This window comes from Bombilactobacillus sp. ESL1187, assembly GCF_058107155.1.
The window spans coordinates 722309-747778 of the sequence record NZ_JBYLTZ010000001.1 but is presented as its reverse complement, the minus strand read 5'-3'; the positions used below and the strand labels follow the sequence as shown (position 1 = coordinate 747778).

General features: G+C 38.4%; 20 protein-coding genes and 1 riboswitch. Of the genes, 6 read left to right on the top strand and 14 right to left on the bottom strand.

The annotated features are described in order from the left end of the window. Position 1: 1 nt before the first annotated feature. The 6 genes from deoC to AC3B5B_RS03670 all read right to left on the bottom strand — a co-directional run bounded on the left by deoC (position 2) and on the right by AC3B5B_RS03670 (position 7958). Positions 2–676 carry a deoxyribose-phosphate aldolase gene (gene deoC, locus AC3B5B_RS03695; protein ID WP_489756924.1) on the bottom strand — a complete coding sequence of 225 codons (675 nt, stop codon included), beginning with the start codon at positions 674–676 and terminating at the stop codon, positions 2–4. A 180-nt stretch (positions 677–856) separates the two neighbouring features. Further along, positions 857–2581, bottom strand: coding sequence for a thiol reductant ABC exporter subunit CydC (gene cydC, locus AC3B5B_RS03690; RefSeq protein WP_489769338.1), 1725 nt, complete (start codon positions 2579–2581; stop codon positions 857–859). After that, positions 2581–4311 carry a thiol reductant ABC exporter subunit CydD gene (gene cydD, locus AC3B5B_RS03685; RefSeq protein WP_489769337.1) on the bottom strand — a complete coding sequence of 577 codons (1731 nt, stop codon included), beginning with the start codon at positions 4309–4311 and terminating at the stop codon, positions 2581–2583. Before cydD ends, cydC begins: the two co-directional genes overlap by 1 nt. Positions 4312–4314: 3 nt before the next feature. Next, complete coding sequence (gene cydB / locus AC3B5B_RS03680) at positions 4315–5325, bottom strand: cytochrome d ubiquinol oxidase subunit II (protein ID WP_489769336.1); 1011 nt, start codon at positions 5323–5325, stop codon at positions 4315–4317. Then, positions 5325–6788 carry a cytochrome ubiquinol oxidase subunit I gene (locus AC3B5B_RS03675; RefSeq protein ID WP_489756928.1) on the bottom strand — a complete coding sequence of 488 codons (1464 nt, stop codon included), beginning with the start codon at positions 6786–6788 and terminating at the stop codon, positions 5325–5327. The genes cydB and AC3B5B_RS03675 overlap by 1 nt, the downstream gene beginning before the upstream one ends. Positions 6789–7115: 327 nt before the next feature. After that, positions 7116–7958, bottom strand: coding sequence for a hypothetical protein (locus tag AC3B5B_RS03670; protein WP_489769335.1), 843 nt, complete (start codon positions 7956–7958; stop codon positions 7116–7118). A 275-nt stretch (positions 7959–8233) separates the two neighbouring features. Here AC3B5B_RS03670 and AC3B5B_RS03665 point away from each other — a divergent pair, with 275 nt between their 5' ends. Then, positions 8234–9001, top strand: a complete 768-nt coding sequence (locus AC3B5B_RS03665; RefSeq protein WP_489769334.1) for a pyrroline-5-carboxylate reductase family protein — start codon at positions 8234–8236, stop codon at positions 8999–9001. Between the two features lie 82 nt (positions 9002–9083). On the opposite strand, the gene AC3B5B_RS03660 is transcribed toward AC3B5B_RS03665, so the two are convergent. The 4 genes from AC3B5B_RS03660 to AC3B5B_RS03645 all read right to left on the bottom strand — a co-directional run bounded on the left by AC3B5B_RS03660 (position 9084) and on the right by AC3B5B_RS03645 (position 14586). After that, complete coding sequence (locus tag AC3B5B_RS03660; protein ID WP_489756931.1) at positions 9084–11432, bottom strand: ABC transporter ATP-binding protein/permease; 2349 nt, start codon at positions 11430–11432, stop codon at positions 9084–9086. A 196-nt stretch (positions 11433–11628) separates the two neighbouring features. Continuing rightward, positions 11629–12492: an NAD(P)-dependent oxidoreductase gene (locus tag AC3B5B_RS03655; protein ID WP_489756932.1), complete on the bottom strand. Its 864-nt coding sequence runs from the start codon at positions 12490–12492 to the stop codon at positions 11629–11631. Between the two features lie 23 nt (positions 12493–12515). Beyond that, complete coding sequence (locus AC3B5B_RS03650) at positions 12516–13700, bottom strand: MFS transporter (protein WP_489769333.1); 1185 nt, start codon at positions 13698–13700, stop codon at positions 12516–12518. 187 nt (positions 13701–13887) lie between these two features. Next, positions 13888–14586: a Bax inhibitor-1/YccA family protein gene (locus AC3B5B_RS03645; RefSeq protein WP_489756934.1), complete on the bottom strand. Its 699-nt coding sequence runs from the start codon at positions 14584–14586 to the stop codon at positions 13888–13890. A gap of 161 nt (positions 14587–14747) precedes the next feature. Between AC3B5B_RS03645 and AC3B5B_RS03640 the strand changes: the two genes are divergently transcribed. Then, positions 14748–15284 carry a biotin transporter BioY gene (locus AC3B5B_RS03640; protein WP_489769332.1) on the top strand — a complete coding sequence of 179 codons (537 nt, stop codon included), beginning with the start codon at positions 14748–14750 and terminating at the stop codon, positions 15282–15284. Positions 15285–15413: 129 nt separating this feature from the next. Here the strand turns inward: AC3B5B_RS03640 and AC3B5B_RS03635 are convergent, their stop codons facing one another. Next, complete coding sequence (locus AC3B5B_RS03635; RefSeq protein WP_489756936.1) at positions 15414–16856, bottom strand: amino acid permease; 1443 nt, start codon at positions 16854–16856, stop codon at positions 15414–15416. An 82-nt stretch (positions 16857–16938) separates the two neighbouring features. Then, a riboswitch (Lysine riboswitch) is annotated at positions 16939–17120 on the bottom strand. Positions 17121–17400: 280 nt separating this feature from the next. On the opposite strand from AC3B5B_RS03635, the gene AC3B5B_RS03630 reads away from it, so the two are divergent. Beyond that, positions 17401–17994: an ECF transporter S component gene (locus AC3B5B_RS03630; RefSeq protein WP_489756937.1), complete on the top strand. Its 594-nt coding sequence runs from the start codon at positions 17401–17403 to the stop codon at positions 17992–17994. A 123-nt stretch (positions 17995–18117) separates the two neighbouring features. Continuing rightward, on the top strand, positions 18118–20088 hold the full coding sequence (locus tag AC3B5B_RS03625) for a cation:proton antiporter (protein ID WP_489769331.1): 1971 nt from the start codon (positions 18118–18120) through the stop codon (positions 20086–20088). 110 nt (positions 20089–20198) lie between these two features. On the opposite strand, the gene AC3B5B_RS03620 is transcribed toward AC3B5B_RS03625, so the two are convergent. Further along, positions 20199–20852 (bottom strand): NAD(P)H-binding protein, encoded by a 654-nt coding sequence (locus AC3B5B_RS03620; protein WP_489769330.1) that lies wholly within the window; start codon positions 20850–20852, stop codon positions 20199–20201. Between the two features lie 137 nt (positions 20853–20989). Between AC3B5B_RS03620 and AC3B5B_RS03615 the strand changes: the two genes are divergently transcribed. Continuing rightward, positions 20990–21370 carry a VOC family protein gene (locus AC3B5B_RS03615; protein WP_489769329.1) on the top strand — a complete coding sequence of 127 codons (381 nt, stop codon included), beginning with the start codon at positions 20990–20992 and terminating at the stop codon, positions 21368–21370. A 52-nt stretch (positions 21371–21422) separates the two neighbouring features. Here AC3B5B_RS03615 and AC3B5B_RS03610 read toward each other — a convergent pair whose 3' ends face one another. Next, positions 21423–23186 carry a thiamine pyrophosphate-dependent enzyme gene (locus AC3B5B_RS03610; protein WP_489769328.1) on the bottom strand — a complete coding sequence of 588 codons (1764 nt, stop codon included), beginning with the start codon at positions 23184–23186 and terminating at the stop codon, positions 21423–21425. A gap of 100 nt (positions 23187–23286) precedes the next feature. Beyond that, positions 23287–23964 (bottom strand): type 1 glutamine amidotransferase, encoded by a 678-nt coding sequence (locus AC3B5B_RS03605; protein ID WP_489769327.1) that lies wholly within the window; start codon positions 23962–23964, stop codon positions 23287–23289. A 75-nt stretch (positions 23965–24039) separates the two neighbouring features. On the opposite strand from AC3B5B_RS03605, the gene AC3B5B_RS03600 reads away from it, so the two are divergent. Beyond that, positions 24040–25371: a C1 family peptidase gene (locus AC3B5B_RS03600; RefSeq protein ID WP_489769326.1), complete on the top strand. Its 1332-nt coding sequence runs from the start codon at positions 24040–24042 to the stop codon at positions 25369–25371. The last annotated feature ends 99 nt before the right edge of the window (positions 25372–25470 follow it).

The window sequence follows — 25470 nt, the reverse complement described above, 5'->3', positions numbered from 1 at the left end:
TTTACTTTTTAGCGCCTTCTAAAATCTTAACAGTTGCACTAACACCTAAGCGACTAGCACCGGCTTCGATCATGCCCATAGCTTCTTCATAACTGTGGATGCCACCAGAAGCCTTCACGCCTAAACGATCGCCCACAGTTTCGCGCATTAATTTCACATCTGCTTCTTTAGCACCAGCAGAACTAAAACCAGTTGAAGTCTTAACAAAATCAGCTTGCGCTTGTTCTGATAATTGTGAAGCTTTGACGACTTGTTCGTCATTTAAGAATGATGTTTCGATGATGACTTTCAATAATTTGTTTTCAGCATGAACTGCTTCTGCAACGCTTTGAATATCCGTTTTGACAGCGTCGTAATTGCCGCCCACCAATTCACCAACATTGATGACCATGTCTAATTCATCAGCGCCATCTGCCATGGCTTGCTTTGCTTCAAAAACTTTAGTAGCTGTGCTGGTAGCGCCCAATGGGAAACCAACAACCACGCAAGTATTAATATCAGTATCAGCTAATTGTTCATGTACTAGTTTGGCCCAGTAAGCATTCACACAAACAGAAGCTGTTTGGTAATGTTTAGCTTCCTCGCAAGTCTTTAAAATGTCTTCTTTAGTAGCGTTTGGATTCAACAGTGTGTGATCCAAGTATTTAGCTAACTCCGCTTGATTAAGTTCTTTCATTGATTGAAACCCCTTTCTCTAATTCCAATTTAAATTATATAGTGTATTTGACAAATGTAAAGCTGTTTTTTGAAATTATGTTCAAATGACCATGTGTTTTAAGCAAAAAAAAGACTAATTCTGGTTACATATCAGAATTAGTCCTGCGTATAAAATTTTAGCTTGCTGTAATTTTTAAAGTTAGAAGCCACGATCCATGCGATAAAGTTCTTGGAAATGGTGGTTATTAGCGGCTAAATCTTTGGGATTACCTTGCATTTTAATTTGACCTTGGTCTAAAAAGACCACTTGGTCAACGTGATTAATGCCTTGTAAATGGTGGGTAACCCAAATGATGGTTTTGTCTTTTAAAACTTCAAAAATAGTCTTTAATAAATCATTTTCGGTAATGGGATCTAAACCAACCGTTGGTTCATCAAGTAGCACAATTGGCGCATCTTGCAATAAAATGCGGGCTAGCGTGATGCGTTGTTGTTCACCACCGGAAAAGCGTGCGCCCGCTTCGCGTACGGATGTTTCGTAGCCTTGGGGTAATTGCTCAATTAAATTAGTTAATTGAACAGCATCTAAGGCGGCTTTCACCTCAGCATCCGATTTTGTTTCGTTACCAAGGCGCACATTATTTAAAATAGACGTATTAAATAAAAATGGTTGTTGGTTGAGAAAAGAGAACAATTGTTTTTGTTCGTCTTGAAGGGCTCGCACATTGATTCCGTTTAAAGTAACTTGACCCTTTTGGGGAGTTAAGTCCCCGTTGATTAATTGTAGTAGGGTCGTTTTACCGGTACCACTAGGCCCAATTAAAGCCACCTTTTGTCCCCGCTGAATGGTTTGATTGAAGTCTGTCAAAAGGATCGGAGAATCTGCATCATATTCAAATTGCAAATTTTCTAATTTTAAAGTTTGAAAATCTGTCGCAGCTAATTTTTGTTGCGGTGGTAATTGTTGCAGGATGGGATGAAGATTATTGAGACGTTTAATCGAATCTTTATAAACCGGATATTCTTCAAATCCCTGACTAATTGGCACAATGGCCTCACCAATTGGAGCAACTGCCAAGACAAAGGCTGCCGTGTAGTTAGCTCGCATTTGCGTATTAGTGAAGTGCAAATTGGTGAAAATAATCATGGCTAGAAAAATTAGTACTAGAATGACTTGCAGATAGAAATCCCGTTGCCAACGAAAATGTTTACTCTTTAATTTGGAACTGTTTAATTGCGCAATAGTCTGGGTAGTTGTTTGTTGAAAGTCTTGTTTGCGTCCAGATAAAATCCAATCATTAGCCCCCAAAATATTATCGGTTAACTGAGTATATAACTGATCAGTTAACGCTTTTTGGTGACTACGACGTGCGGCTTCAATTGCGGTTGAAGCTAAAGGTACAACCAAAATTTCGAGTAACAATAAAATGGCGGTGATAATGGCAAACCATAAGTCAAAATAGCCAATACCAATGGTGACAAAAATAGCTAAAAGGATCCCCACAACAGTGGGAAAAACCGTTCGCAGATACAGGTTTTGTAAATGATCAATATCTTCGGATAATAAGCCCAGCAGATTACCACTGCGATATTTTTCATTAAAGAAAGCCGCATCTTTTTCCACTGTTTTATACAGGCGAGTTCGCAAATCGGAGGTGACTTTTAAAACCCAATTATGACTTTTTAAACGTTCGAGATATTTAAAAGTCGGGCGGCCGATTCCAAAAGCACGTGTTAACAAAATGGCCGGATAGATCATTAAAATATTGTACGGATGAGTGGCCGAGCGATCAATGGTATAACCAGAGGCAAACATTAAGGCGCCACCACAGAAAATTGTCAGAAAGCCTAAGAATAAGGCTGTAGCTAAAAGAAATTTATATTGTTTCAGGTAAGGTTTAACCCAAGTATCGTGCTTCCACATTATAGATCACCTCGCATTTGGAAAGTTAGATCAGCAAAGGGGCCACTCGTTTCTTGTTGTAGTTGTTCAATTGGTCCTTGTTCCACAATTTGGCCGTGATCTAAGACAATGACATAGTCCATTTGTTGGAGCCAATGCAAACGATGCGTAGCAAAAATAACTAAGTGTTGGTCAAATAAAGGCAACATGGTTTGCTTGAGACGATATTCCGTTTCAATATCTAAATGGGCCGTTGGTTCATCTAACAGAATAATGCGGCGCTGTTGGGCCAAAAAGGCCCGTGCTAACATGATTCTTTGGGCTTGACCGCCGGAAATGCCCCGGCCGCCTTCACCAACAGGAGTATTTAATCTCTGCGGTAAACTCGCAATAAAGTCGGTTAAACCGGCCTGCTGGGATGCTAGTTGAACCTGTTCATCAGTGGCCTCAGGTTGATAAAAGCGAATATTGTTGGCAATTGTGTCACTAAATAGGTACGGCTTTTGCGGTAAATAGGTGATTTGTTTTTGCCAATTAGTTTGGGACAAATGTGGTAAAGCTTGATCATTAAGCTGGATTTGTCCGTTATTCGGAGTGAGAAAACCACCTAAAGTATCTAAGAGGGTGGTTTTGCCAGCGCCAGATTTGCCGATAATGGCGATTTTTTGATAACCATGGAGGTTTAAATTAATGTCGTGGAGATTAACCAACTGGTTTTGGGTATCATATTGAAAGTTTAGATGGGACACTTTTAACGTGCTTTGTTCATTCCAAGTAAAGTTAGTTACGAGCTGTTGATCGCTGACCACGGGTTGATCTAATAATTCAGTGGCTGCAGTGAAGGCATTAGCCCCATCTAAGGTGGCATGATAATCATTGGAGAAATTTCGTAATGGTAAGAAGTACTCCGGTGCTAACACTAAGGTTACCAGGGCAGGGTATAACGGAATTGAGCCCTTGATTAAAGCTAAACCTAAAAAGACGGCTAATAAAGCAATGGAGAGCGTGGTAAACCAATCTAGAGCAAAAGTCGATAAAATAGCAATGCGCAAAGTGCTCATTGTTTTTTTACGATAATTTTCACTAACGGTTTGGATATTATGCGCATAATCTTTACTTAAACCGAGCATTTTCAGGGTAGTCAAGCCGCGTAAAGCATCCAAAAAATGATTCGACAGCACCACATATTCATTATATTGCGCGTCAGCCTTGTCTTGAGCCGCGTAGCCTAAAATAATCATAAATAAAATAATGACAGGAAAAACTAACAGCAAAATAATTCCGGATGTCCGGTTTTGGAAAAAGATATAAATTAAGATAATCCATGGAATAATCATCATGTCCATAAACTTGGTCAAAATCAAATTAAAATAATTATTAACTTTATCCATTCCGTCGAGTGTTTCGGTGACTAAGTTGCCCGAACCGGCTGTGGAAATAAAGTCGGGCCCCGTTTGATAAATTTTGTCTAAAATATCTTGGCGTAAGTTTTCGGTTGTCTGAGTGGCAAAGTGATCTAGCAGAATATTCTTCAGCCAGACCAGCAAGTGGCGAATTAAAAAGGCAATTACAAATCCGATTGTGGGCTTGAGTAATGCGTGTAAGTGCAATTGCCGCCAAGAAAAAACTAAGGCCTGCGTGAGAAAGCTAGCTTGTAATAAAATCATAAATGCTTGCAAGACGGTTAGTCCTGCAAGCATTACGAATAGTGATTTAACTTTGGGTAATTTGAATAAACGTTTATCAATCATAAATTAATTGGTCGCTTTCCCAGATGGTACCCGTTTTTTAAAGATATAGTAAGACCAAGTAAAGTAGATTAAAACAATCGGCAGTAAAATGCAGACTACAATAGTCATAATCGTTAAAGCTGCGGGTGAAGAGGAAGCATTTTTAATTAAAATGCTATTGGCAGGGTTAGTCGCAATCATGACCCGTGGGAATAAACCGTTAAAGATTAAGATCACTACAAAGGCTAAGGATAAGCCACTGCCAAGTAAACTCCAGACTTCATGATCTTTGTACGTTCCCCAAGTCCCGATGATAGACATCAAAACGATGAGTAAGGTAATTAAAGTACTAGAAACAGGTTTATTAGTGAAGAAGTCTGTTTGGAAAATTACTAGTAAGGCAAAGACAACTTCACCAACGAACAAAATAGGATAGAGATAGCGATTAAGATTACGTGCCCGTTCTCTTAAAATGCCCGTTGTGGTTAGTCGTGTATAGTTTAAGCCGTGAATTAAAGACATCAAGACGCCTGCAATTCCACCAACTAATGATAACCAGTTAATAATATCAAAGAAACCAGCGTGCATATCGCCTTGCGCATTGATTGGCACACCTTGAATCATGCTGAAGAAAATAATACATAACATTAAAGGTGCGACTAAGCTACCAAAGACAAAGACGTTATACCAAAGGTGCCGCCCACGCTTGGTTTCGGCATGTTCCGCAAATTCAAAGGAAACACCCCGTAGAATTAATCCGACTAAGACTAATAAGAACATGATGTAATAGCCAGAGAACAAACTCGCATACCACATTGGAAATGAAGCAAACATGGCGCCACCGGCTGTAACCAGCCAAGTTTCATTGACTACCCAGTGGGGGCCAATAATGCGCAACACAGTTTGTTTTTCCTCATCAGTGCGCGCGATAATACCAGAAGCCATGCCCACACCAAAATCAAAACCTTCTAAAAAGAAAAAGCCAACAAAGAGCACACAGATTAAAATAAACCAAATAAATTGTAAGGCAGTCATTAGTCAAAGGCCTCCTTTGCAAAAGGATCCGCAGTTACAGTGTCTTGTTGTGTAGCACTAGGTCCATCAATTGCACTTAAACCATGATGCAATGTTTGCCGTGAGTAATAAATCATAACTCCACCCAAGACGGTAAACAAAACAAGATAAATAATATTACTAAATAATAACTCACCAGCTGTTGTTGATGGTGAAACAGCATCTGCAATAGTGTACAATCCATAAACAATCCATGGATAGCGACCTAATTCAGTAATTAACCAACCACAAGTATTGGCGATGAATGGACACCACATTACGAAACCTAAGATATATAAGAACCAACGTTGATTTTCAATCATGTCATGCTTTTTACGCATCAAGAACAAGCCAACGATGGAAACTAAAGCAAACAAAGCGCCAAAGCCAGCCATGACCCGGAAACTCCAGAAAATAGCGGTCGTTGGAATATAGAAGTTTTTAATATTGCGAATACTCTTACTCTTATTATGAGCAAATTTTTGTTTTAATTCTTTGTTAATCGTGTTCATACCTTTAACTGAGCCTTCAGGCTTATGATAAGCTAATAAACTCAACATATAAGGTACGGAGATTTCGTGATTAACTTTATGATCTTTAGTATCAAAAGTAGCGACGATCTTCCAAGAAGCTGGGGAACTAGTATCTTTATATTCGCCTTCTGTAGCAGCAAATTTCATTGGTTGGTCTTGAATAATTTGTTGGGTTTGATAATCACCAGCAACCATGACGCCAATAGAAGCCACTAAACTGAACCATAAACCGAAATGTAAGGACTTTTTGAAGAAAGCACGATCCTTTTGCTTCCGAATTAAGCCCCAAGCACTCATTCCCACGATAACTAAAGCGGCAGTAGCAAAAGCACCTAAAATAACGTGGGGGAACACCCGCCACAATTGAGGATTACCAACAATACTACCAAAATCGGTCATTTGGGCATGATGCGTTTTACCGTTGATAGTAAAACCGGTAGGATGTTGCATAAAACTGTTAGCAGTTAAAATCCAAATAGCTGATAACATGGTACCAATGGAAGTCAACCAAATAAATAAGGCGTGAATTCCGGGTTTGAAACGATCCCAAGTAAACATCCAAACGCCAAGAAAAGTCGATTCCAAGAAAAAGGCCAATAAAGCTTCAATCGCCAGAGGAGCACCGAAAATATCGCCCATGAAGCGAGAATAGTTGGACCAATTCATTCCAAACTGGAATTCTTGGATTAACCCAGTCACAATGCCGACCGCAAAACTTAGCAAAAATATTTTGCCCCAGAATTGGGCCATTTTTTTATAAATTTCCTGCTTCTTAATTGCATAAATGGTTTCCATAATTGAAACTAAAAAGCCCATTCCAATTGAAAACGGTACAAAAAAGAAGTGGAAAATCGTTGTTATCGCAAATTGTAATCTTGCTAATGATAACAATGACAAACTCAAAGTTAACATGAATTTCACACTCCTTAAATTATGTAAAATTAATTACATTAATCCATAACTTACCAACTATTACTTTACCACAAAACGAACAAGAAAAACGCTTTTTTGGCTAAAAATGCTTTTTAAAATATCGTTTAAATAAAAATTAAAGCAGTCTTTTTTTAATTTTTTAAAACAAAAAAGAAACGACAACTTAGTTGTCGTTTCTTGGAGGAGTAAGGATGTGAATACAATTTATATGTTGTAGCAACCTATCGGTTATCTACACTAATAATATTATTCATTAATTATGATGAAAATGTGAAGAAAAAGTGGTAAAAGTTAGTTTTTTGAAAATTAGGGTTTGTTTTTGGTTTTAAAGCGACGATGTTTATTAGTTGGAGCTGGTGGAACGGAGTTTTGAGCCGGTTGATAATAGTTATTAGCATAATTATTATCAAATGACGGATTAGGTTGTTGTGGTGCTGGATTGGGGTTTTGTGCCATAGGATTAGCTTGATTGGGTGCAAAATTTTGCTGTGGTTGATTGAATTGATTATTATTCATTTCAGGATTATTCATCGGTTGCGGTTGGTTAGGATTTTGATAGTTGTTCGGTGCCATTGGTGGCTGTTGAAAGTTAGGATTAGAATTTGGTTGATAATTATTGGGAGCTTGATAGTTATTATTGACCGGTTGTTGGTAATTATTCGGCATTTGCTGCTGATTGTTGACAAAATTAGTTTGGTCCGTGTAACCGTTATTTGTAGGATTTTGATAATTGTTATTATTGTTATCGTAAGAACTATTGCTATAAGCATTACCGTATTCATCAACGGCTGGCGTAAAGAAGAAGCGAACGATCAGATTGGCAATGACCATGACCGTCCCAATGCCAATACCGACCCAAGACCAAATCATAATCCCAGGAAAACTTAAAGCATTAAAAATGCCCATCACGCCACCTAAAATGAGAATAATAAAGCTGGTAATGGCTGGTACAATGCTGGTACTAGCATTGCAAACAATGTAAATAATTCCAGCAATTAAATATGATAAGGCTACTAGGACACTAGCGGTACTACCTAAGTCAGCGTAACCCATCAATGCTTGAATAAAACTATCAAATTTAAATTGAATCACAATTACAATGGCTAAGATAATGGTAATAATCCCGGTAATTAGCCTTGCTATTTTCATAAGAAAAAAACCTCCAGCATAATTTAAACATTGAATAAGAGTTAGAACTAATAAGAATTTTATCTAAATTAGAACAAAGTCAATATAGAATAGTTCAAAATTTTATTGCCTTTTTTAAAACTAATACAAATACTCTAAGTTTTTTGTTTGAATTAGATCAACTTATTGTACCTGTTTAGTTTAGCTAATTGCATTTTACCGCAAACTGTGGTTTGAAACCAATAATTTATTAATAAACTGTTCTGTTGTACAATGAAAAAAATTGAGGTGATTAAATGAAAATTGGACTTGTAGGTGCTGGCCGAATTGGCAGTGCGATGATTAAAGGATTATTGAAAGCGGGCATTAGTCCCCAACAGATTGTCGTTAAGGGTGGACGGCACCAAACGGCAGCCAAGTTAATTGCGCAGTATCAGTTGGGAGCGGCGCAAAGTGTATCGGAATTGTTGGATTGTGAAGTTATTTTATTAGCGATTCCAGCACCAGCGGTGCCAGCAGTGATTCAAGAGTTAAGTCAAGATTATGAGGGAATGATTGTTTCAGTTTCTGGTGGTGATTTAACACAAATTAATCAATCATTAACTGGGGCAGCTGGTTTTGCCAAGGCAGTACCTAATACGGCAGTGGAAATTGCCCAGGGAATAATTGCTGTGAGCTTTCAAAAACAAGAAACGGCGGCTCATCAAGAACTGGTGACCAATTTATTTAACAAACTAGGTCAAGTGTACGTAGTTCCTGAACAGCAGTTGAGTATTTATGGTACGATTGCCGGTTGTACACCAGCGTTAATGGCGGTAATGATGGATGCTTTAAGTGATGCTGGAGTGTATTACGGCATGAAACGTGAAGATAGTCATCAAATTATCTTACAGATGTTGCAAGGCACAGTCCAATTAGTGCAAAATCAGCAACTAGACTTTGAAGCTTTAAAGGATTACTCAGCTACTCCTGGTGGTTCCACGATTCGCGGAGTGGCCGCTTTAGAAGAAAACGGCTTTCGCGGAGCTTTGATTAAAGCGATTAAGGCTTGCGAAGAAGGTTAGTGTTTGAACAAATCTTATATTTATAAAAAAAGAGGTTGGATTTTAAATTTCCAACCTCTTTTTTACATACAATTAATAACTATTATTCTGATCTTAAGGCCGTGGCCGCATCTTTTTTGGAAGCCATGCGGGCCGGAATATGACCACCTAAGACAGTTAAGATGGTGCTGACAATAATTAAGACAATCGCATGGAGCGGATTTAATTTAGCAACGTGACTTAAACCAGTCATATTTTCTAAAATAACGTTGGCAGGGAAAGTTAAGAGCCAAGCAATGATGACGCCTAAAATTCCGGAACCAATGCCTAAAATAGTAGTTTCAGCATCAAAAACGCGCGTAATATCTTTCTTGCGAGCTCCTAAAGCTCTTAAAACTCCAATTTCTTTGGTTCGTTCAATAACGGAAGTATAAGTGATAATGGCAATCATAATCATGGAAGTAACTAAGGAAATGGCTGCAAATCCGATTAACACGTAAGTGATAGCGTCCATTAAACCACCGGTAATGCTGGTGATGTTGCCCGCTAAGTCTACATACATAACTTGATTAGCTTTACTCTTATGCTTATTATATTTGTCTAAATAAGCGGTGATTTTGTTTTTCTCTTTAAAGTTATTGGGATAAATTTGAATCGAATTAGGCGTATCGGTAGCTCCCAGGGCAGTCAGAGTTAAAGCACCTTCCATACCTTTTAATGGTGTACCGGTGATCACATTATTCTTACTCTGCTTTTGAGCTAGCGCAATGTGCGAATTCTTATTGATGTTAATGACTTCTTTAGTCAAACGGTCAGAATAGGCAATCCCACTCGATAATAAACCGTCAGAATTTTTAGAAGTAGTTCGTAAAATACCGACAATCTTCAAGTTAATAGTGTCATGAGCCGTGGCCATTTGGCTGTAATCTTTACTAGGGACAAAATTGCCAGTTGGTAATTGCTGGTAAAAATTGTTATTCGCAATGACTTGAATGTTAGTATTCAATAATTGTTGTGGTTGAATGTGCTGTTGATCTTTGAATGAAAAACCAAGATTTTTCAACGCATCTAAGTTCAGATTATTTTTCTTATCAGTAATCAGAACAATTTCGTGATTATTGGTAGGGTATTTACCAGCTAAAACACGATAATTTTTCTTGAGGAAACTTTGCTGATTATTGCGGTCAACGGGGTAAACACTGCCACCAATACCTAAGTTAGAAGTAACCATGCTTTGCGCATTGCTAGATTCGGAACTGCTGATATTAGTTGTGGCAAAAGATACCGGCCGGTATTGGCCGTGCACTTTGCGGATTAAATTTAAGCCGGTCGTATAGGTATAAGCAATATTTTTACTGTCAGACTTTTTGATCTTGCGAATATAATTTAAATATTTGGGCGTGATTTTATTCAAATGTTGGGCAGAAGTTAACTGATTAGCTTGTGCTTTCAGCTGTTTGCCTGAAGCAAACTTTTGACTACCAGTGCTACCAGAACTGTCACTTTTTTGCATTTGCTTTTGATCCGCTGTAACTTGAGAAATGGTAATTGGAAATTGCGATAAAGTTTCCGATTGGGTGGCGTCGATTTGTTTTTGAAAACCATTCGATAAAGCTAACACGACACCAATACTAATAATACCGATACTGGATGCCAAAATAGTAAGGAAAGTGCGACCTTTTTTAGTTTTGATATTGGTAAATGATAGTTTTAACGCCGTCCAAAAACTCATCTTAGTACGTACGGGATTAAAGTGTGGTTGTTCATCCGGTTCTTGATAAGGATTAGAATCGTTTTGAATTTGACCATCGGAAAATTCAATAATGCGATCAGAATATTGGTGTGCCAAATCGGGATTATGCGTCACCATAATGACTAATCGTTCTTTGGATAAGTCTTGAATTAACTGCATAATTTCGTTACTGGTCTTAGTATCTAAGGCCCCCGTTGGTTCATCAGCTAATAAAATCTGGGGATCATTCGCCAGGGCCCGCGCAATGGCAACACGTTGTAATTGTCCACCAGATAATTGACTGGGCTTTTTAGATAGATGTTCTTTTAAGCCGACACGTTCCAATGCTTGTTGGGCTTTTTGTTTCTTTTCAGCGTTCGAAACGCCACTCAAAGTCATTCCTAAACTGACGTTATCTAAAATACTTAAATGACTGATGATGTTGTAATTCTGAAAAATAAAACCGACGGTATTATTACGATAAGCATCCCAATCATCTTCTTTAAAAGTTTTGGTTGACTTACCGTCAATAATTAAGTCACCAGAATCGTAATGATCAAGGCCACCGATAATGTTTAGCATCGTGGTTTTACCGGAACCGGAAGGTCCGAGGATTGAAACAAATTCTTTAGAACGAAAGGCAACAGAGACATCATCTAATGCTTTGGTGGTCGTATCGCCGACTGTGAAGTACTTTTTAATATGTTGCAGTTTCAGCATGGTTCTCTCCTAATTTAAAAGATTCATTAATTATGAGCTCATTTTAACGCTTTTTGAAAATGAAAACTATCATGTTTTTAATTAAAAAGAAATAATCAAAAAAACTTTCAATTCACCAGCAAGTAAATTACTCGTGAATTGAAAGTTAATCTAGATTTTTAGTTGAAAGTAATTATTCAGTTATTGGATGAAGTGTTTAATCCCACCAAAGCTTGATTAAGCCTTGAGTACCTAAATCACCATCGTGCTTTTGGTCAACTAGTTGTTCGTATAGTTCTTTGGCTTGTTTAGTGGCAGGCAAGTTCAAGTGCATTTCGTCAGCAGTGTCTAACGCAATCCGCAAATCTTTTAAGAAATGTTTACTGAAAAAGCCTGGAGTATAATCGCCTTTTAATACCCGAGGACCATAGTTTTCTAGACTCCAATTAGCTGCACTACCACCACTGACTGTTTTGAGCACGTCTTGTAAATCCAAGCCCGCGGCTTTAGCGTAAACAAACATTTCAGTCATACCAGTCATGGTACCGGCAATCATAATTTGGTTAGCCATCTTGGTATTTTGCCCGGCTCCTGCCGGACCAAACAGGTTAACTTGACCGCTAAAATCAGGGAATAAAGCCTTAATTTGGTCATAGACTTCGCGGCGGCCACCAACCATCACGGTTAAAGTCCCGTTCTTGGCACCAATATCGCCACCAGAAACGGGGGCGTCTAAAACTTTGGCGCCCAATTTTTCGCCGCTGGCTGCCAGTTTTTGTGCTAACTGCGGTTTTGAAGTTGTTAAATCAATTAAGAATTTATCATGGACATCAGCACTAAAAATGCCGTTATCGCCGTAATAAACCTGCTCAACATCTTGAGGAAAACCGACCATAGTCAAAATAACGTCGCTTTGTTCAACGACTTTTTGGGGATTATCTTCCCAAGTAGCGCCCTGTTGTACGAGATTGTCAGTTTTAGATTTTGTACGATTGTACACCCAAAGTTGATGTCCCGCTTTTAAAAGATTCACAGCAACTGCATTTCCCATTACGCCTGTACCGATCAAACCAATTTTCATTTCTATGACCTCCAAACGAAAAACTACGAATTAGTAACTTGTGTGGTGCGTTTCTGCAAGTTAGTACCAACTAGTACTATGATAATTATAACGCTTAGAGCGATCATGGATTCAAAAGTTCCAATTAAATGATTAGGATTGAATAGTGGTGCCGTGTATTTGAAGAACCAGACAGAAAACGAAAAGCCTAAACTAGTTAAAGCAGAGAACGAACCCATGACAATGGGATAAACTTTAGCTGTGGCTAAATTAGATAACAAAAAAGGCACAGTAATCAAAGTAACTGAAGCACAAGTTCCAATTAGAAAAGCGCCTAATGCACTACTCCAAAACGCATGGGAGAAAATAAATAATGCTGCCCCAATGGCTGCAGAACCAAAGCCGGCTGCCAATAAATAATTACCAAAAACCTTGCGGTAAAGACTAATAAATAACCCCGCCACAATAGAAGCTGCGCGGACAAACAAGAGGGCTTGACCGGAAGTGCTAGGACCACCAATGTGATAAGTGTGTAGGTAAATGGCCATTTTATTGGACATTACAGCGGCTAAGACTTCCACAAACGTAGAAATGACTACTAAACCAATAATTAAGCCCCAATGATTTTTCGCAGCATAAGTTTCATTAACAGCTTGATCTTCACTAGGCTTAACGTTCGGAATAAAGATTAAAGCTAAAATCAATGCGATAACCGTGATGAAGTAAATGTAATAGTTATGAACCCAGCTAATGTTGGCTAAATAGCCGCCAATCACGATCCAGACCATAGCAAAACCATCTTCTAACGCGACATTGAAGCCAAATTGAGTTGACCGTCGTTCACCTTGGTAATTGGCTGCAGATAAACTAGGCAAAACAGTTGTAATCGCGCCACTACCTAAGCCGACAATCAAAGCAAAAAAGATTAGTTGGTTGACACTTTGGTGAATGAAGATAGGTAGTAAGCCACCAGCGGCTAATAAAGCTAGGCCAATAGCGGCTGCATATTTGTAAGTGATTTTGGTTAAAATAAAACCAAAAATAAAAGAGGCCAGCATGGATGCTACATCACCGATAGACGCAATGGATTCAACTTGAGTCGCATCAGCGTTGGGAAAAGCTTGTTGAATTTTGACGATGGACGGGGCCATGATGGAATCCAAGCGCGTCACCGTGGTGAGAGCAATAATACCGACTAAAGTAGAAATTTGTACTTTACGAGTATTCAAAAAATGTTCCTCCTGAAAATAATTTGTTGCTGTTCAATTATGATCTAGTTAAATCTCAAAGCTGTTGGAGCTGGGTAGTTAAGTATTAAGTAGGTACTGGGCGAGATTTTGGATTGAATTTTCACCGCAACATAAAAAAAGCTACTCTCTTTTAATGAGAGTAGCCAGAAATTTGCTCATGAAGTTCTTAATTATTGTCATTACCAAAAATAGCTAACAGATTCATTAGTAAATTGATAAAATCTAAGACTAAATTCACGGAAGCGACTAAAGCTAAGGCGCCTAAGTTTTGGCCTTGACTATTGGCATAAATCCGTTTGAGGTCTTGGGAATCAAAGGCAATATAGCCCATGAAAATAACAATCGTTAAGATATTAATGACTAAAGCAATCATTGGACTCTTAAAAAGAAAGACATCTAATAAGGAAACCACTAAGATAGCAACTAAGCCAATTAATAAAGTCCGACTCCAAGACGATAAATCGGTTTTGGTGAAATAACCATAACCGGCCATTACGAAAAAGACAACGGAAGTCAAAATTAAAGCTTGGGCAATACTTTTAGCGGAATAACTAAAAAATAATGGTACTCCTAAAAATGAAAAAACAAATAAAAAGGCGAGGTAACAGACAAACGTCATTAAATAAGAACTTTGCGCAAAACGTTGACACATGGTTAATAAAATCATGGACAAACCCACAATGATAATGGTTGATAATAACCAATGTTGTGCGCCCCACATGATGATGGGCATGGTGAAAGCTTGATTTTTAGCAAGAGCAAAAGCTGCCATTAACCAAAAAACAATGCCTAAACCAGTATATAGATAAACTAAGGAAGTAAAACGGCTTAAACCAGTTGCTTGGGATTCTTCATAAGTTTGCATAAATAACCTCCATTATTAATTGATTAAAACATACTGGATACTTAAGATAAAGTCAAATGCTTATGACGCCAGGTGATTGGTAGATGTTAATTTAATCTGGTAGCTGGTAAACTAAACGCAGATTGAATTAAATAAATTGTAATTGTTGAAGGAGAGAAATCGTGAAGTATTCGTTAAAAGCTTTAGTTTCCACAGCGCTGATGACGACAATTATTATCGTTTTGGGATTATTTCCGGGAATTCCGTTGGGTTTTATCCCGGTGACTATTGTATTGCAAAATTTAGGCGTGATGCTAGCAGGGGAATTGTTAGGCCCTAAAGCAGGCACAGCGGCCGTAGGATTATTCTTATTATTAGTGGCGCTAGGTTTTCCTTTTTTATCAGGCGGACGTGGTGGAATAATTAGTTTCATTGGCCCAACGGGGGGTTACTTAGTGGCTTGGTTTTTTGTGCCATTACTGGTCGGCAGTACTTTAAAGCGCACGTTCTTTTCTGCTAAATGGTGGACGGAATTTTTGGTGGTCTGGTTGCTGGGCGTTGTTGGCGTTAATTTAGTTGGCGCTAGCTGGTTAGCAATTCAAAGTCATTTAGCCTGGAGTAAAGCAGTAGTTTCGAGTTTGGCGTTTATTCCGGGAGATACACTCAAAGCGATCGTAGCAGTTTTTTGTGCCCGTAGATTACGGCCATTGTTGCATTAACGGAAAAATCTAGTAATTAATTTGTTAACAAAAAGAGACTGGTCTTTAGCAACGAGTTACTGATCGAATTGTCAAGAATGTCATCAGTAAGCTGCTATGGCCAGTCTATTAAATTATTATTAGTAATAATTATTTTTCACTTGAAACGTCAATCTCCTCTAGCGGGATAATCTTAGTGTGGTGTTTCCATTTGTAACCAAAATATAAGATTAGAACTAATGGAATGCCAATATAAGTAATTCCAATTTGCTGCCAATCCCAATGTACAAAGGCATCAATATTTTGTCCACCGATGACTAGGATACACAAAATTAAAGCAATAATTGGTCCTAAAGGAAATAACTTAGCGTGGTATTTGAGTTCACTTAAATCATGACCTTGTAGCACAAAGGCTCTCCGGAAACGATAATGACTTAAGGCAATGCCAACCCAAGCGATGAAGCCGGTTAAGCCAGAAGCGGCCACTAACCACATATAAATCTTTTGCCCAAAGATGCTGGTTGCGAAAGTTAATAAAGAAATTAACATAGTAGCGCTTAAAGCCAGTAAAGGAATACCATGTTTGGTTGTTTTACCAAACGCTTTAGGAGCGTAATTTTCGTGTGCTAAGGCATATAACATTCTTGTCGAAGCATAAGCACCAGAATTAGCTGAGGAAAGTACGGCTGTTAAAACAATGGCATTCATTAAGCTGGCGGCAAAAGCTAGTCCAGCACGTTTAAAGACTAGGGTAAATGGCGAAACAGCAATATTACCATTAGCCGCACTCAATAAATTCTTGCTGGTGTAAGGAATTAAAGCAGCAATCACAAAGATAGATAAAATGTAAAATAATAAAATCCGCCAAAAGACTTCTTTAATGGCCTTCGGTACTGCATGTTCTGGATCTTCTGATTCCCCCGCGGTTACACCAACTAATTCAGTTCCTTGGAAGGAAAAGCCGGCAATTAAGAAGACATTTAAGATGGCTGGAAAGCCGCCAACAAAGGGGGCCTTTTTATAAGTAAAGTTCTTTAAACCAGCAGCCGGATGATACATAATTCCTAAAATCATGGCAAAGCCAATGATTAAGAAGACGATAACTGTCACCACTTTAATTAAAGATAGCCAATATTCGGTTTCACCGAAGGTAGAAACGGTTAAGGCATTAATTAAAAAGATCACGACTAAAATGAGTAAACTCCAGATCCAACCGGGAGTATGGGGCAGCCAGTATTGAATCAATAAGGCAGCTGTTGAGATATCAATCGCAACAGTAATGGCCCAGTTGAACCAGTAATTCCACCCCATCGCAAAGCCTAGTGCGGGGTCAACATATTTAGCATTATAGGTAGCAAAAGAACCCGAAACGGGCAAATGAGTGGCTAACTCACCTAAACTAGTCATTAAAAAGTAAACCATGATCCCCATGGCCAGATAGGCGATTAAGCCGCCCCCCGGGCCAGCTTTAGAAATTGTCGAACCTGAGGTCATGAATAAACCAGTTCCAATACAACCGCCTAAAGCGATCATGGAAACATGGCGGTTTTTAAGATTACGCTGTACGTGATCTTGTGAACCTTTTTCTGCCATAAAAAAATCCTCCTAAGTGAGAAGGACTCTAAAAACGATTAAAGCCTCTTTACGAAAATCGTAAAGAGGCTACTAGTATAAAATCGTAGATAGCGCCCCGCAATTGTTATTAATTGCGACAGTCTCAGACTTATTCAATCTGAACCCAACAGTGAATAAATGAAGTTAAACACCATTTCGGCTAAAAGTCCTTTCACGTTCAGGCTTAGATTCTTCATAATCGGCTGAACGTTACTCTTAAATTTAGCAACCTCTTCTTTGATTGTTTGCTTTATAATTTTAGCGCAAATTGTTGGAAAGTCAAGCCAACTTAAAGCAAGTAGTGGTAATTGGTGAAAAGTCAATTAATCCAAAATGGTTCGGTTAAAAAGAACTCATTTAAATAAGCTTTAACCAACTAATTTAACAATTGGTATAGTTTTGGCAGCTGCTAAGCTTTAATTGCTCGCAAGTCTAGCTAGTTTTTTGAAAAATGGTATACTTATTATTGATTTTAATCTAGTAACCAAGAATTGATTTTGATGATTGGGGTAGGGAGAAAACATTGCGTAAAAGTAAAGCTTATAAAATTGCCATTCGGGCGATTTTGATTGCCATTATTTTGATTCAATCAATGACGCCATTTTTAGGTTATATTCCTTTAGGGGTACTTAATGTTACAATTATTCATATCACAGTTATTGTGGCAGCAATTGTGTTAGGCCCCAACGATGGAGCTTTGATTGGTTTTATTTGGGGATTAGGTTCATTAATACGTGCTTATGCAGCGCCGTCTAGTATTTTGGACACGATTGTGTTTACCAATCCGGTGATCTCGGTCTTGCCACGGATTTTAGTTGGCTACTTTGCTGGTTGGGTTTACCGCTGGTTATCTAATAAGCTGAAAAGTAAAACGCCAGCAATGGTGGTCGCTGCTGCTATTGGAGCATTAACCAATACATTATTAGTTTTAGGTTTAATGCGGATTCTTTATGCTTCAGCGATGGCGGCATCTTATAAAGTGCCGGTTAAAGGATTAAATTGGGCAATCATGGGAGTCGTTGGCAGTAATGGGGTGCCAGAATTATTGGCGGCGGTGATCATTGTACCGATTATTTCCTTAGCTATTTTTAAAGCTAATAAGTTTTTAGAGCGCTAATCCAGCAAGTATCGGGGTTATAAAGAACAATTAATGTATTGCTAATAAGATTATTGTTCCCATTTTCTTCAGTCAACCAATAATTAACTCACAGCTGCCTATTCAACAATAAGGGGGAAATTTGTGTCATTATTTTTTACATGCTTGTTGTTAATTAGTGCAACTATTGCAGCTAATATCATTTATTCACTTTATCCAAAAATTCCGTTAGCTTTTTATCAAATTGCCACGGGTTTTGCTTTGTCTTGGCTACCGGAATTTACACACTTTAATTTAAAACCCGGAATTTTCTTTTTGATTATTATTGCACCACTCATGTTTAATGATGGTCAGAATACAGACTTTCATAGTTTAAAAAGTAATTTTCGTAATGTGTTGTCATTAGCGATTGTACTAGCCATTTTAACGATTGTTGTGGGCGGCTTTTTCATTCACTGGCTGTGGGATGCTTTACCATTAAGTTTGGCTTTAGCTTTAACAGCTATTGTGGCGCCTACCGATGCAGTGGCGGTTTCTTCCATTACTGCCGATATTGAAGTGCCAGAATCTTTAATGCAGAATTTAGAAAATGAATCGTTATTTAACGATGCCTCGGGTTTAGTGGCTTTAAATTTGGCGCTCGCAGCGTTTGTTACCGGAAAATTTAGTATTTGGCATAGCGTTGGGACTTTTTTGACGACTTTTGTCGGTGGAGTTATTGTGGGCATTTTGTTAGGATTAGTACTCGTTAGTATCCAAATTGTTTTTCAACGCCGTTTATTTGATGCGACTGCGATTACAGTTCCCTTTAATGTCTTGGCACCATTTATTGTTTATTTAGTGGCCGAAGAATTTCATCTGTCAGGTATTTTAGCCGCCGTTGCTGCGGGGGTAGTGTTTGGTATTTATAAACGTCAGCTACGCTTGACCTCATCATCGAATCAAGTGGTTTTATCATCAACTTGGGATATTATATCTAATTTATTAAATGGGTTTGTCTTTGTCTTATTGGGAATTAGTTTGCCCCGCAATTTGCTGGCCATCGTCGATTATAATAATTTACATTTTTCCACATTGTTGTTATTGGCAAGTGGTTTGTATTTGTTGATGTTAGCCTTGCGGTTTTTATGGGTGTACTGGCGCTGGATCAAATTACCGGATACAGGTCAAAGCTTAGCAAAAACCAGTCTGATCATTGCTTTGAGTGGAATTCACGGCACAATTACTTTAGCAATGGCATTTTCGTTACCCATTATGCAACATGGTAAGTTGATTCCCTTTCGAACAGATCTGATTTTTGTGGCCGAAATTATTATCTTATTGAGTCTAGTTGTGCCTACTTTGTTGTTACCAAGACTCTTACCGGCCAAGGTCAGTCCATTTACGATTAACGAATTTACTGACCAACTAGTAAAATTGGTCAACTACGCGATTCAGGAGTTACGTGAAAATAATGACCAAAATCCACTAGCACTCAGCCATGTCATTACATTATTGAATAGCCAAAAATTAGATAATGCCCGAGCTAACCCTAAGCAAGTACGAAATTTATTAGAAAAAACCGAAAGTATTGAATTTACAGCAATCGATCACTTTGTGCAAAATAATGAAGATATCGATTCTAAGATTGTTTGGCAATACAATCGCCAACAGATATTGCAAATGCGCAAAATTATTACCAATCCATTAATTCAGTTGAAGATGTGGTGTAAGCTAGTGGTTTTGCGCTGGCGGATTCGGCGGTTAAGAAGAAAACGAGCAGTGCAGTTGTCTAAAAAAGACCGTAAAGCGTTGGCTTATAATAAGGAGCAGTTGCGTAAATTGGAGAATGTCGGTTATCAGGCTGTCAGTCAATATTTAAAGCAATTACGTGATCCAGAAAATATTGCCGAAGTTAATTTAGTGCAACATTATTATGCTTATCGGCATCAGCGCTTCAGTAACAATGAAACGGATGAAACCCAAGAACGTGATTTGATTATTATTGCTTTTCAATATGAATATGAATTTGTGCAACAAGAACTCCGCAAGCATCAGTTAGCTCCGGAGCTAGTTACGGCTTTAAACGAAAAAATTTCCACAGACCAATTTGTCTATATGATGTCTGATAATTAAATAACAAGTTGACTGCTAATCGCGGCTAATTTTGAAGCACAATTAAAAACGGTTCATCGCCAGTTAAACAAGTGATGAACCGTTTTTTTAATTAGTAATAGATGCTTAATTTAATAAACCGGGCGGTCTGCACCTTGAGTGTCCGGATCAGCGATACCAATACTTTCGTAACTATATTGCTTTGGATCGGCAATTATTTTTAAAATTGCGTCCGCAATACTTTGACGTGAGCCTGAAACACCTAAATAAGGTTGCGCTTGAGTCGTAATTTGATACTTGATTGCTGGGCGGTCGTTTAACCAAGGTAAACGCAATGTTGTGTAATTTAAACCAGATTCTTTGAGGATTTGGTCGCTCTGTCTAGCAGATGGTAAACCGCGTCCAATATATTCAGCGTTCCAGCGGCCAAATTCACCGCCAACTTCGTGATATAATCCCAGCACATTGGCAAACAGTACCCGGTTAACCCCCTGCTGTTTCATAGCAGTAACTACGTTTTGGGTGATGCGATTTTTTGAATCGTGATCAACGACGGCTACAAAGACTAAATCTTGGTTTATCACGGCTTGGTTTACTGCCACTTCATCTAATAAATCGCCTTCGATTAAAGTTACCCGGGAATTATTTTGGTAGCGGTCTAGACGCTGTTTGTTTCTTAAAAATAAAGTCAAATGAATATTTTGAAATTGTTGTTCGGACAGAATTCGTTCTTCAACAATCCGTGCGATCTGCCCGTTGGCTGCCATAATTAAAATATTAGTCATTTGCTAAAACCTTCTTTATTACAAATTTTAGTGGCAGTGTACACCTTGGAGTCGACTCTAAGACAAGATTAATTCAGTCTGTTTTTTAGAAAAAGATTATAATCAAGTTGAAAAATATAATATTGGAGGATTGCAAAATGGCTTATTTTAAGGGTATTTCACATGTTGGTATCACTACGCAAGATTTTGACCAGAGTGTTGACTTGTATGAAAAATTAGGTTTTCAGTTAATTAATCAAGAAGACAATCAAGGCAGTAAAGTCGGTTTCTTGCAACTAAATGACTTGCTGATTGAATTATATGAAGCACCGATTAATCCTGTGAATGGTGCAATTAATCACCTGGCATTAGATACCGATGACATTCAAGCAGCCTATGATTATGTGCACCAATTGGGTTTTGAATTTATTGATGACCAGGTGATGCATTTACCATTTTGGGAACATGGAATTAGTTATTTTAATTTTTACGGTCCGAACCATGAAATTATTGAAGTTTGTCAGAGAAATCAAAAATAAACAAAAAATGCAGTTTACAAATGTTTTGTAAACTGCATTTTTAATAGAAATATTATTCAACTTCAGAAAATTGTTTGATCAAAGTCTGCAGTGAAGGCTGACTTGTTGCTGAGACATCGTAAAGTTTACGATAATGATCAATTGTAGGTTGATCAAATAGATCTTCATTGACGGGAACAAAACTGGTATCAATTGGATCAATATTTTGAATCTTTGCATCTAACACAATAGGTAAATGATTACCTTGCTTTTGTAATTCATCAATTTGTTGCATGGTTTGCTGTAATTCACTTAAGTTTTGCACAGTAAAACCGTGAGCACCCATGGCTGTGGCCACTTGTCCCCAATCAGCCCCTAATAAGTTGATACCATACATGGATTGTTGATTTTGAATTTTTTCATGTTCGATATAACCAAAGGAATTATTTTCCAAAACGACATTGATGACTGGTAATTGATATTTGACCTCGGTTAATAAATCAGGCATGACCATTGCAAAGCCACCGTCGCCAGAAATACTCCAAACTTGTTGGTTAGGGTAATTCAATTGGGCGGCTAAGCCTGCGGGTAAGCCAAAGCCCATGGTCCCATACCAGGGGGACATGGTAAATGATTGGTCTTGATTAAATGGTAATTGGCGAATAGACCATTCTGTATTATTACCAACATCTAAACCATAAACGGCATTGTTCGTACTGTGTTCTTTAATGGCTTGAATCACACCTTCAGCTCGCAAGCCGTCTTTGTCATCTTGGGCGCACTGCAGTAACCATTGATCCCAATTAGCTTTGTTTTGCTTAGCTGCTTTGACAAACGGAGTTTCAGGTCGTTGATAGCCACTAGCTAATAACGCTTTGAAAAATTCGGCACTATCAGCTAAAACGGTCACGCTGGCATCGTATTGTTTGCCCAAATCGGCTAAATTATTATTCACTTGAATAAATTTGACAGAATCGGGTAAAAAGCGCGCAAACGGATAATTGGAACCAACAAAGATAACTAAATCGCTCGCGTTAGTAACTTCAAAGCCAGGTTTGGTCCCTAATCGACCCCGTGAACCCATGAAGTTGGGATGGTCAGTTGGAATAACGCCAGTTGCAGGAACGGTGGTTAAGACGGGTAAGTTTAATTGTTCCACGACTTGTACTGCCAGTTCTCTTGTTCCCTTGGTGCCTTGACCTAGCCACAAAACGGGCCGTTGCGCTTCTTTTAAAGCTGTAATAACCTGTTGGATCTCCGTTGCAGTTGGCTTTAATAAATTAGCCGGTTTGTGGGCAATGGCAGCTGTTTGGAAACCTTGAAAATCAATTTCTTGGCCTGATAAATCATCCGGTAAAATGACAACGGAAACTGATTTAGTAGCATAAGCATGACGAATAGCTTCGTCTACTAAGTAAGGAATCTGTTCAGCTGTAGTAGCTTGCTTATGAAATTCTGCTACGTCGGCAAAGATGGGATCTTCATTCATTTCTTGGAAAAAGTTCGTATTCATAATGCCAGTGGCTGATTGACCGACGAGTGCTAAAACGGGGACATGATCCATCTTGGCATCATATAAGCCATTCAACAGGTGGACACCACCGGGACCAGCAGAAGCAAAACTAACGCCAATTTTACCAGTCAACTTAGCATCAGCGGTGGCTGCTAAAGCACCAATCTCTTCATGACGGACTTGAATGTACTTGAGCTGTTCACGTTCTTGATATAAACCTTCTACGGCATTATTGATTGAGTCAGCCGGAATACCATATAAATGATCAATGTTCCATTTGACTAAGACTTGAGCCAAAGCACGACCTGCAGTCATCTTGGTCATAAAATCACTCCTTAATTTGCGATTATTTAATTTTTAACAAGAAAAATCATGTTTTATGGTTTCATATATAGATTATTATACGGTCTTGAGGCGGTGACTGTTAATTATTTAGCTCAGCCGGTGCATGATGCTGCTGATAATTAGTGATGATTAATTGTACTAAACCTTGGGCAACGTTAGTATTTTTGAGTAAGGGACCGTGCGCATAGCTACCAATTGTATTTTTATAAATCATGCCTTCGACACCATCATCTGGATTATTGCCGTAACCTTCAATCATTTTGCCAAACGGTTTTAACTGCTTGGAATCATCAAAGAAAGTTTGCCCACTGTGATTTTCAAATGCATGAACTTCACCAAATTTGGTGGTGAAATGCGTATCACCAATCATTCGTTTTTGAGGATTAAAAACGGTGTGAAAGGGGAGAATGTCCAAACATTGAATGGTTTGCCCGCCACTCGTTTGATAATAGGAGCCCAAGAATTGATAGCCGCCACAAATTCCGAGCATGGGGCGATTGTCTTCAATGTAGTCGGTAATGGTTTGTTTGTGGCGTAAAATATCGTGCGCTACCACCGATTGCTCAAAATCTTGCCCACCACCAAAGAACAAAAAATCGTAGTCTAAGGCATTGAAGTCATCATTTAAGCTAATATTGGTTACGGTGCAATCAAAATTTTGCTGCTTTAAAAAATAACGTAAAATTTTGACATCGCCCGAATCACCGTAGGTGTTCATTAAATCTTCATATAAATAAGCAATTTTAACTGGTTGCATTCTTAGAATTTCCTCATTAAACTATTTACTATTAATCTCCAATAGTTTAAACTGTCTGATAAGAAAAGTCTAGGAGTGATCAACTTGCAAGCAATTGACCAACAACAATTACAGCGATTTCATCAAGATTTAAAACAACAACCAGCTGCGGCAATTAAAGGAGCTTTAGTGCAGAATAATGGGTTTAATAAAGCCACCCAAAATCAAGCACAGTTGCGGCAGTTAAACCCAGAATTTAATGTTGAAGTAGCCACTGGTAAAGTCTCGAATCAAAAAAAGTCTGGGCGCTGTTGGCTATTTTCAACGCTCACAACTTTGCGCACGAAGTTTGCGACGAAATATCAAATTAAAGATTTTGAATTATCTCAGAATTACCTGTCTTTTTATGACCGCTTGGAAAAAGCGAATGTTTTTTACCAACAAGTGATTGCAACCGCTGATCGGGAGTTAACGGATCGGTATGTGGCCCAATTATTAGCGGGACCGGATGAAGATGGTGGCCGTTGGAATTACGGATATAATTTGGTTCAAAAATACGGGGTGGTACCCAAATATGTGATGCCAGAAACTTATAATTCAGAACATACGCAGGAATTTTCCCAAGTTTTGAATACTAAATTGCGTAAAGACGCGGAAAAATTGCGCTCTTTAGTGCAACAACAAGCATCAGAGGAACAAGTACAACAAAGTATTAAAGCCATGCTCAGTGAAGTTTACCGTATTTGTGTGCTATGTTTTGGCCAGCCACCAGTTAACTTTGATTTAGAATTAAAAACGGATACTGGTAAATTAATTCAAGCAACGAACATTACACCACAACAATTTGCACAAGAATATTGTGCTTATCCATTTAACGACTATGTTTCTTTACTCAATGCGCCACAAGCTAGCAAACCATACGGTCGGACGTATCATCTCAAAGACGATACGAATATGGTGGGCACTAAGCAACAAAAAGATTTAAATTTGCCAATCGAACGTTTAAAGCAAATTGCCATTCAGCAATTACAAGCAGGAGATACAGTGTGGTTTGGCAATGATGTTAGTGCACAGTCTAATCGTCAGCAAGGACTATTAGCTGGTGATTTGTATCAGTATCAAGAATTATTGGCGATGGATTTAACGATGACAAAAGAACAACGCTTAGAAACTCGGCAAGCTCAAATGTCTCACGCCATGGTTTTGACTGGTGTTGATTTAGACGAACAGGGCCACGCACGCAAGTGGAAAGTGGAAAATTCTTGGGGCGAACAAGTCGGTACGAAAGGCTATTTTGTCATGGATGATCAATGGTTTAGTGACTATGTATACGAAATTATTGTTCAAAAAGCATTCTTGACTCCTGTGGAACAACAACAGTGGCAACAAGATCCAATTTTGGTTCCTGCTTGGGATCCATTGGCTTAACCCAGAAAATTTTAACAGTTAAATATTAAGATAATAAGAGATTAGATAAGGCAAAGGCCAATTATTTCTAATCTCTTATTTAATATTCATGTTTAATCA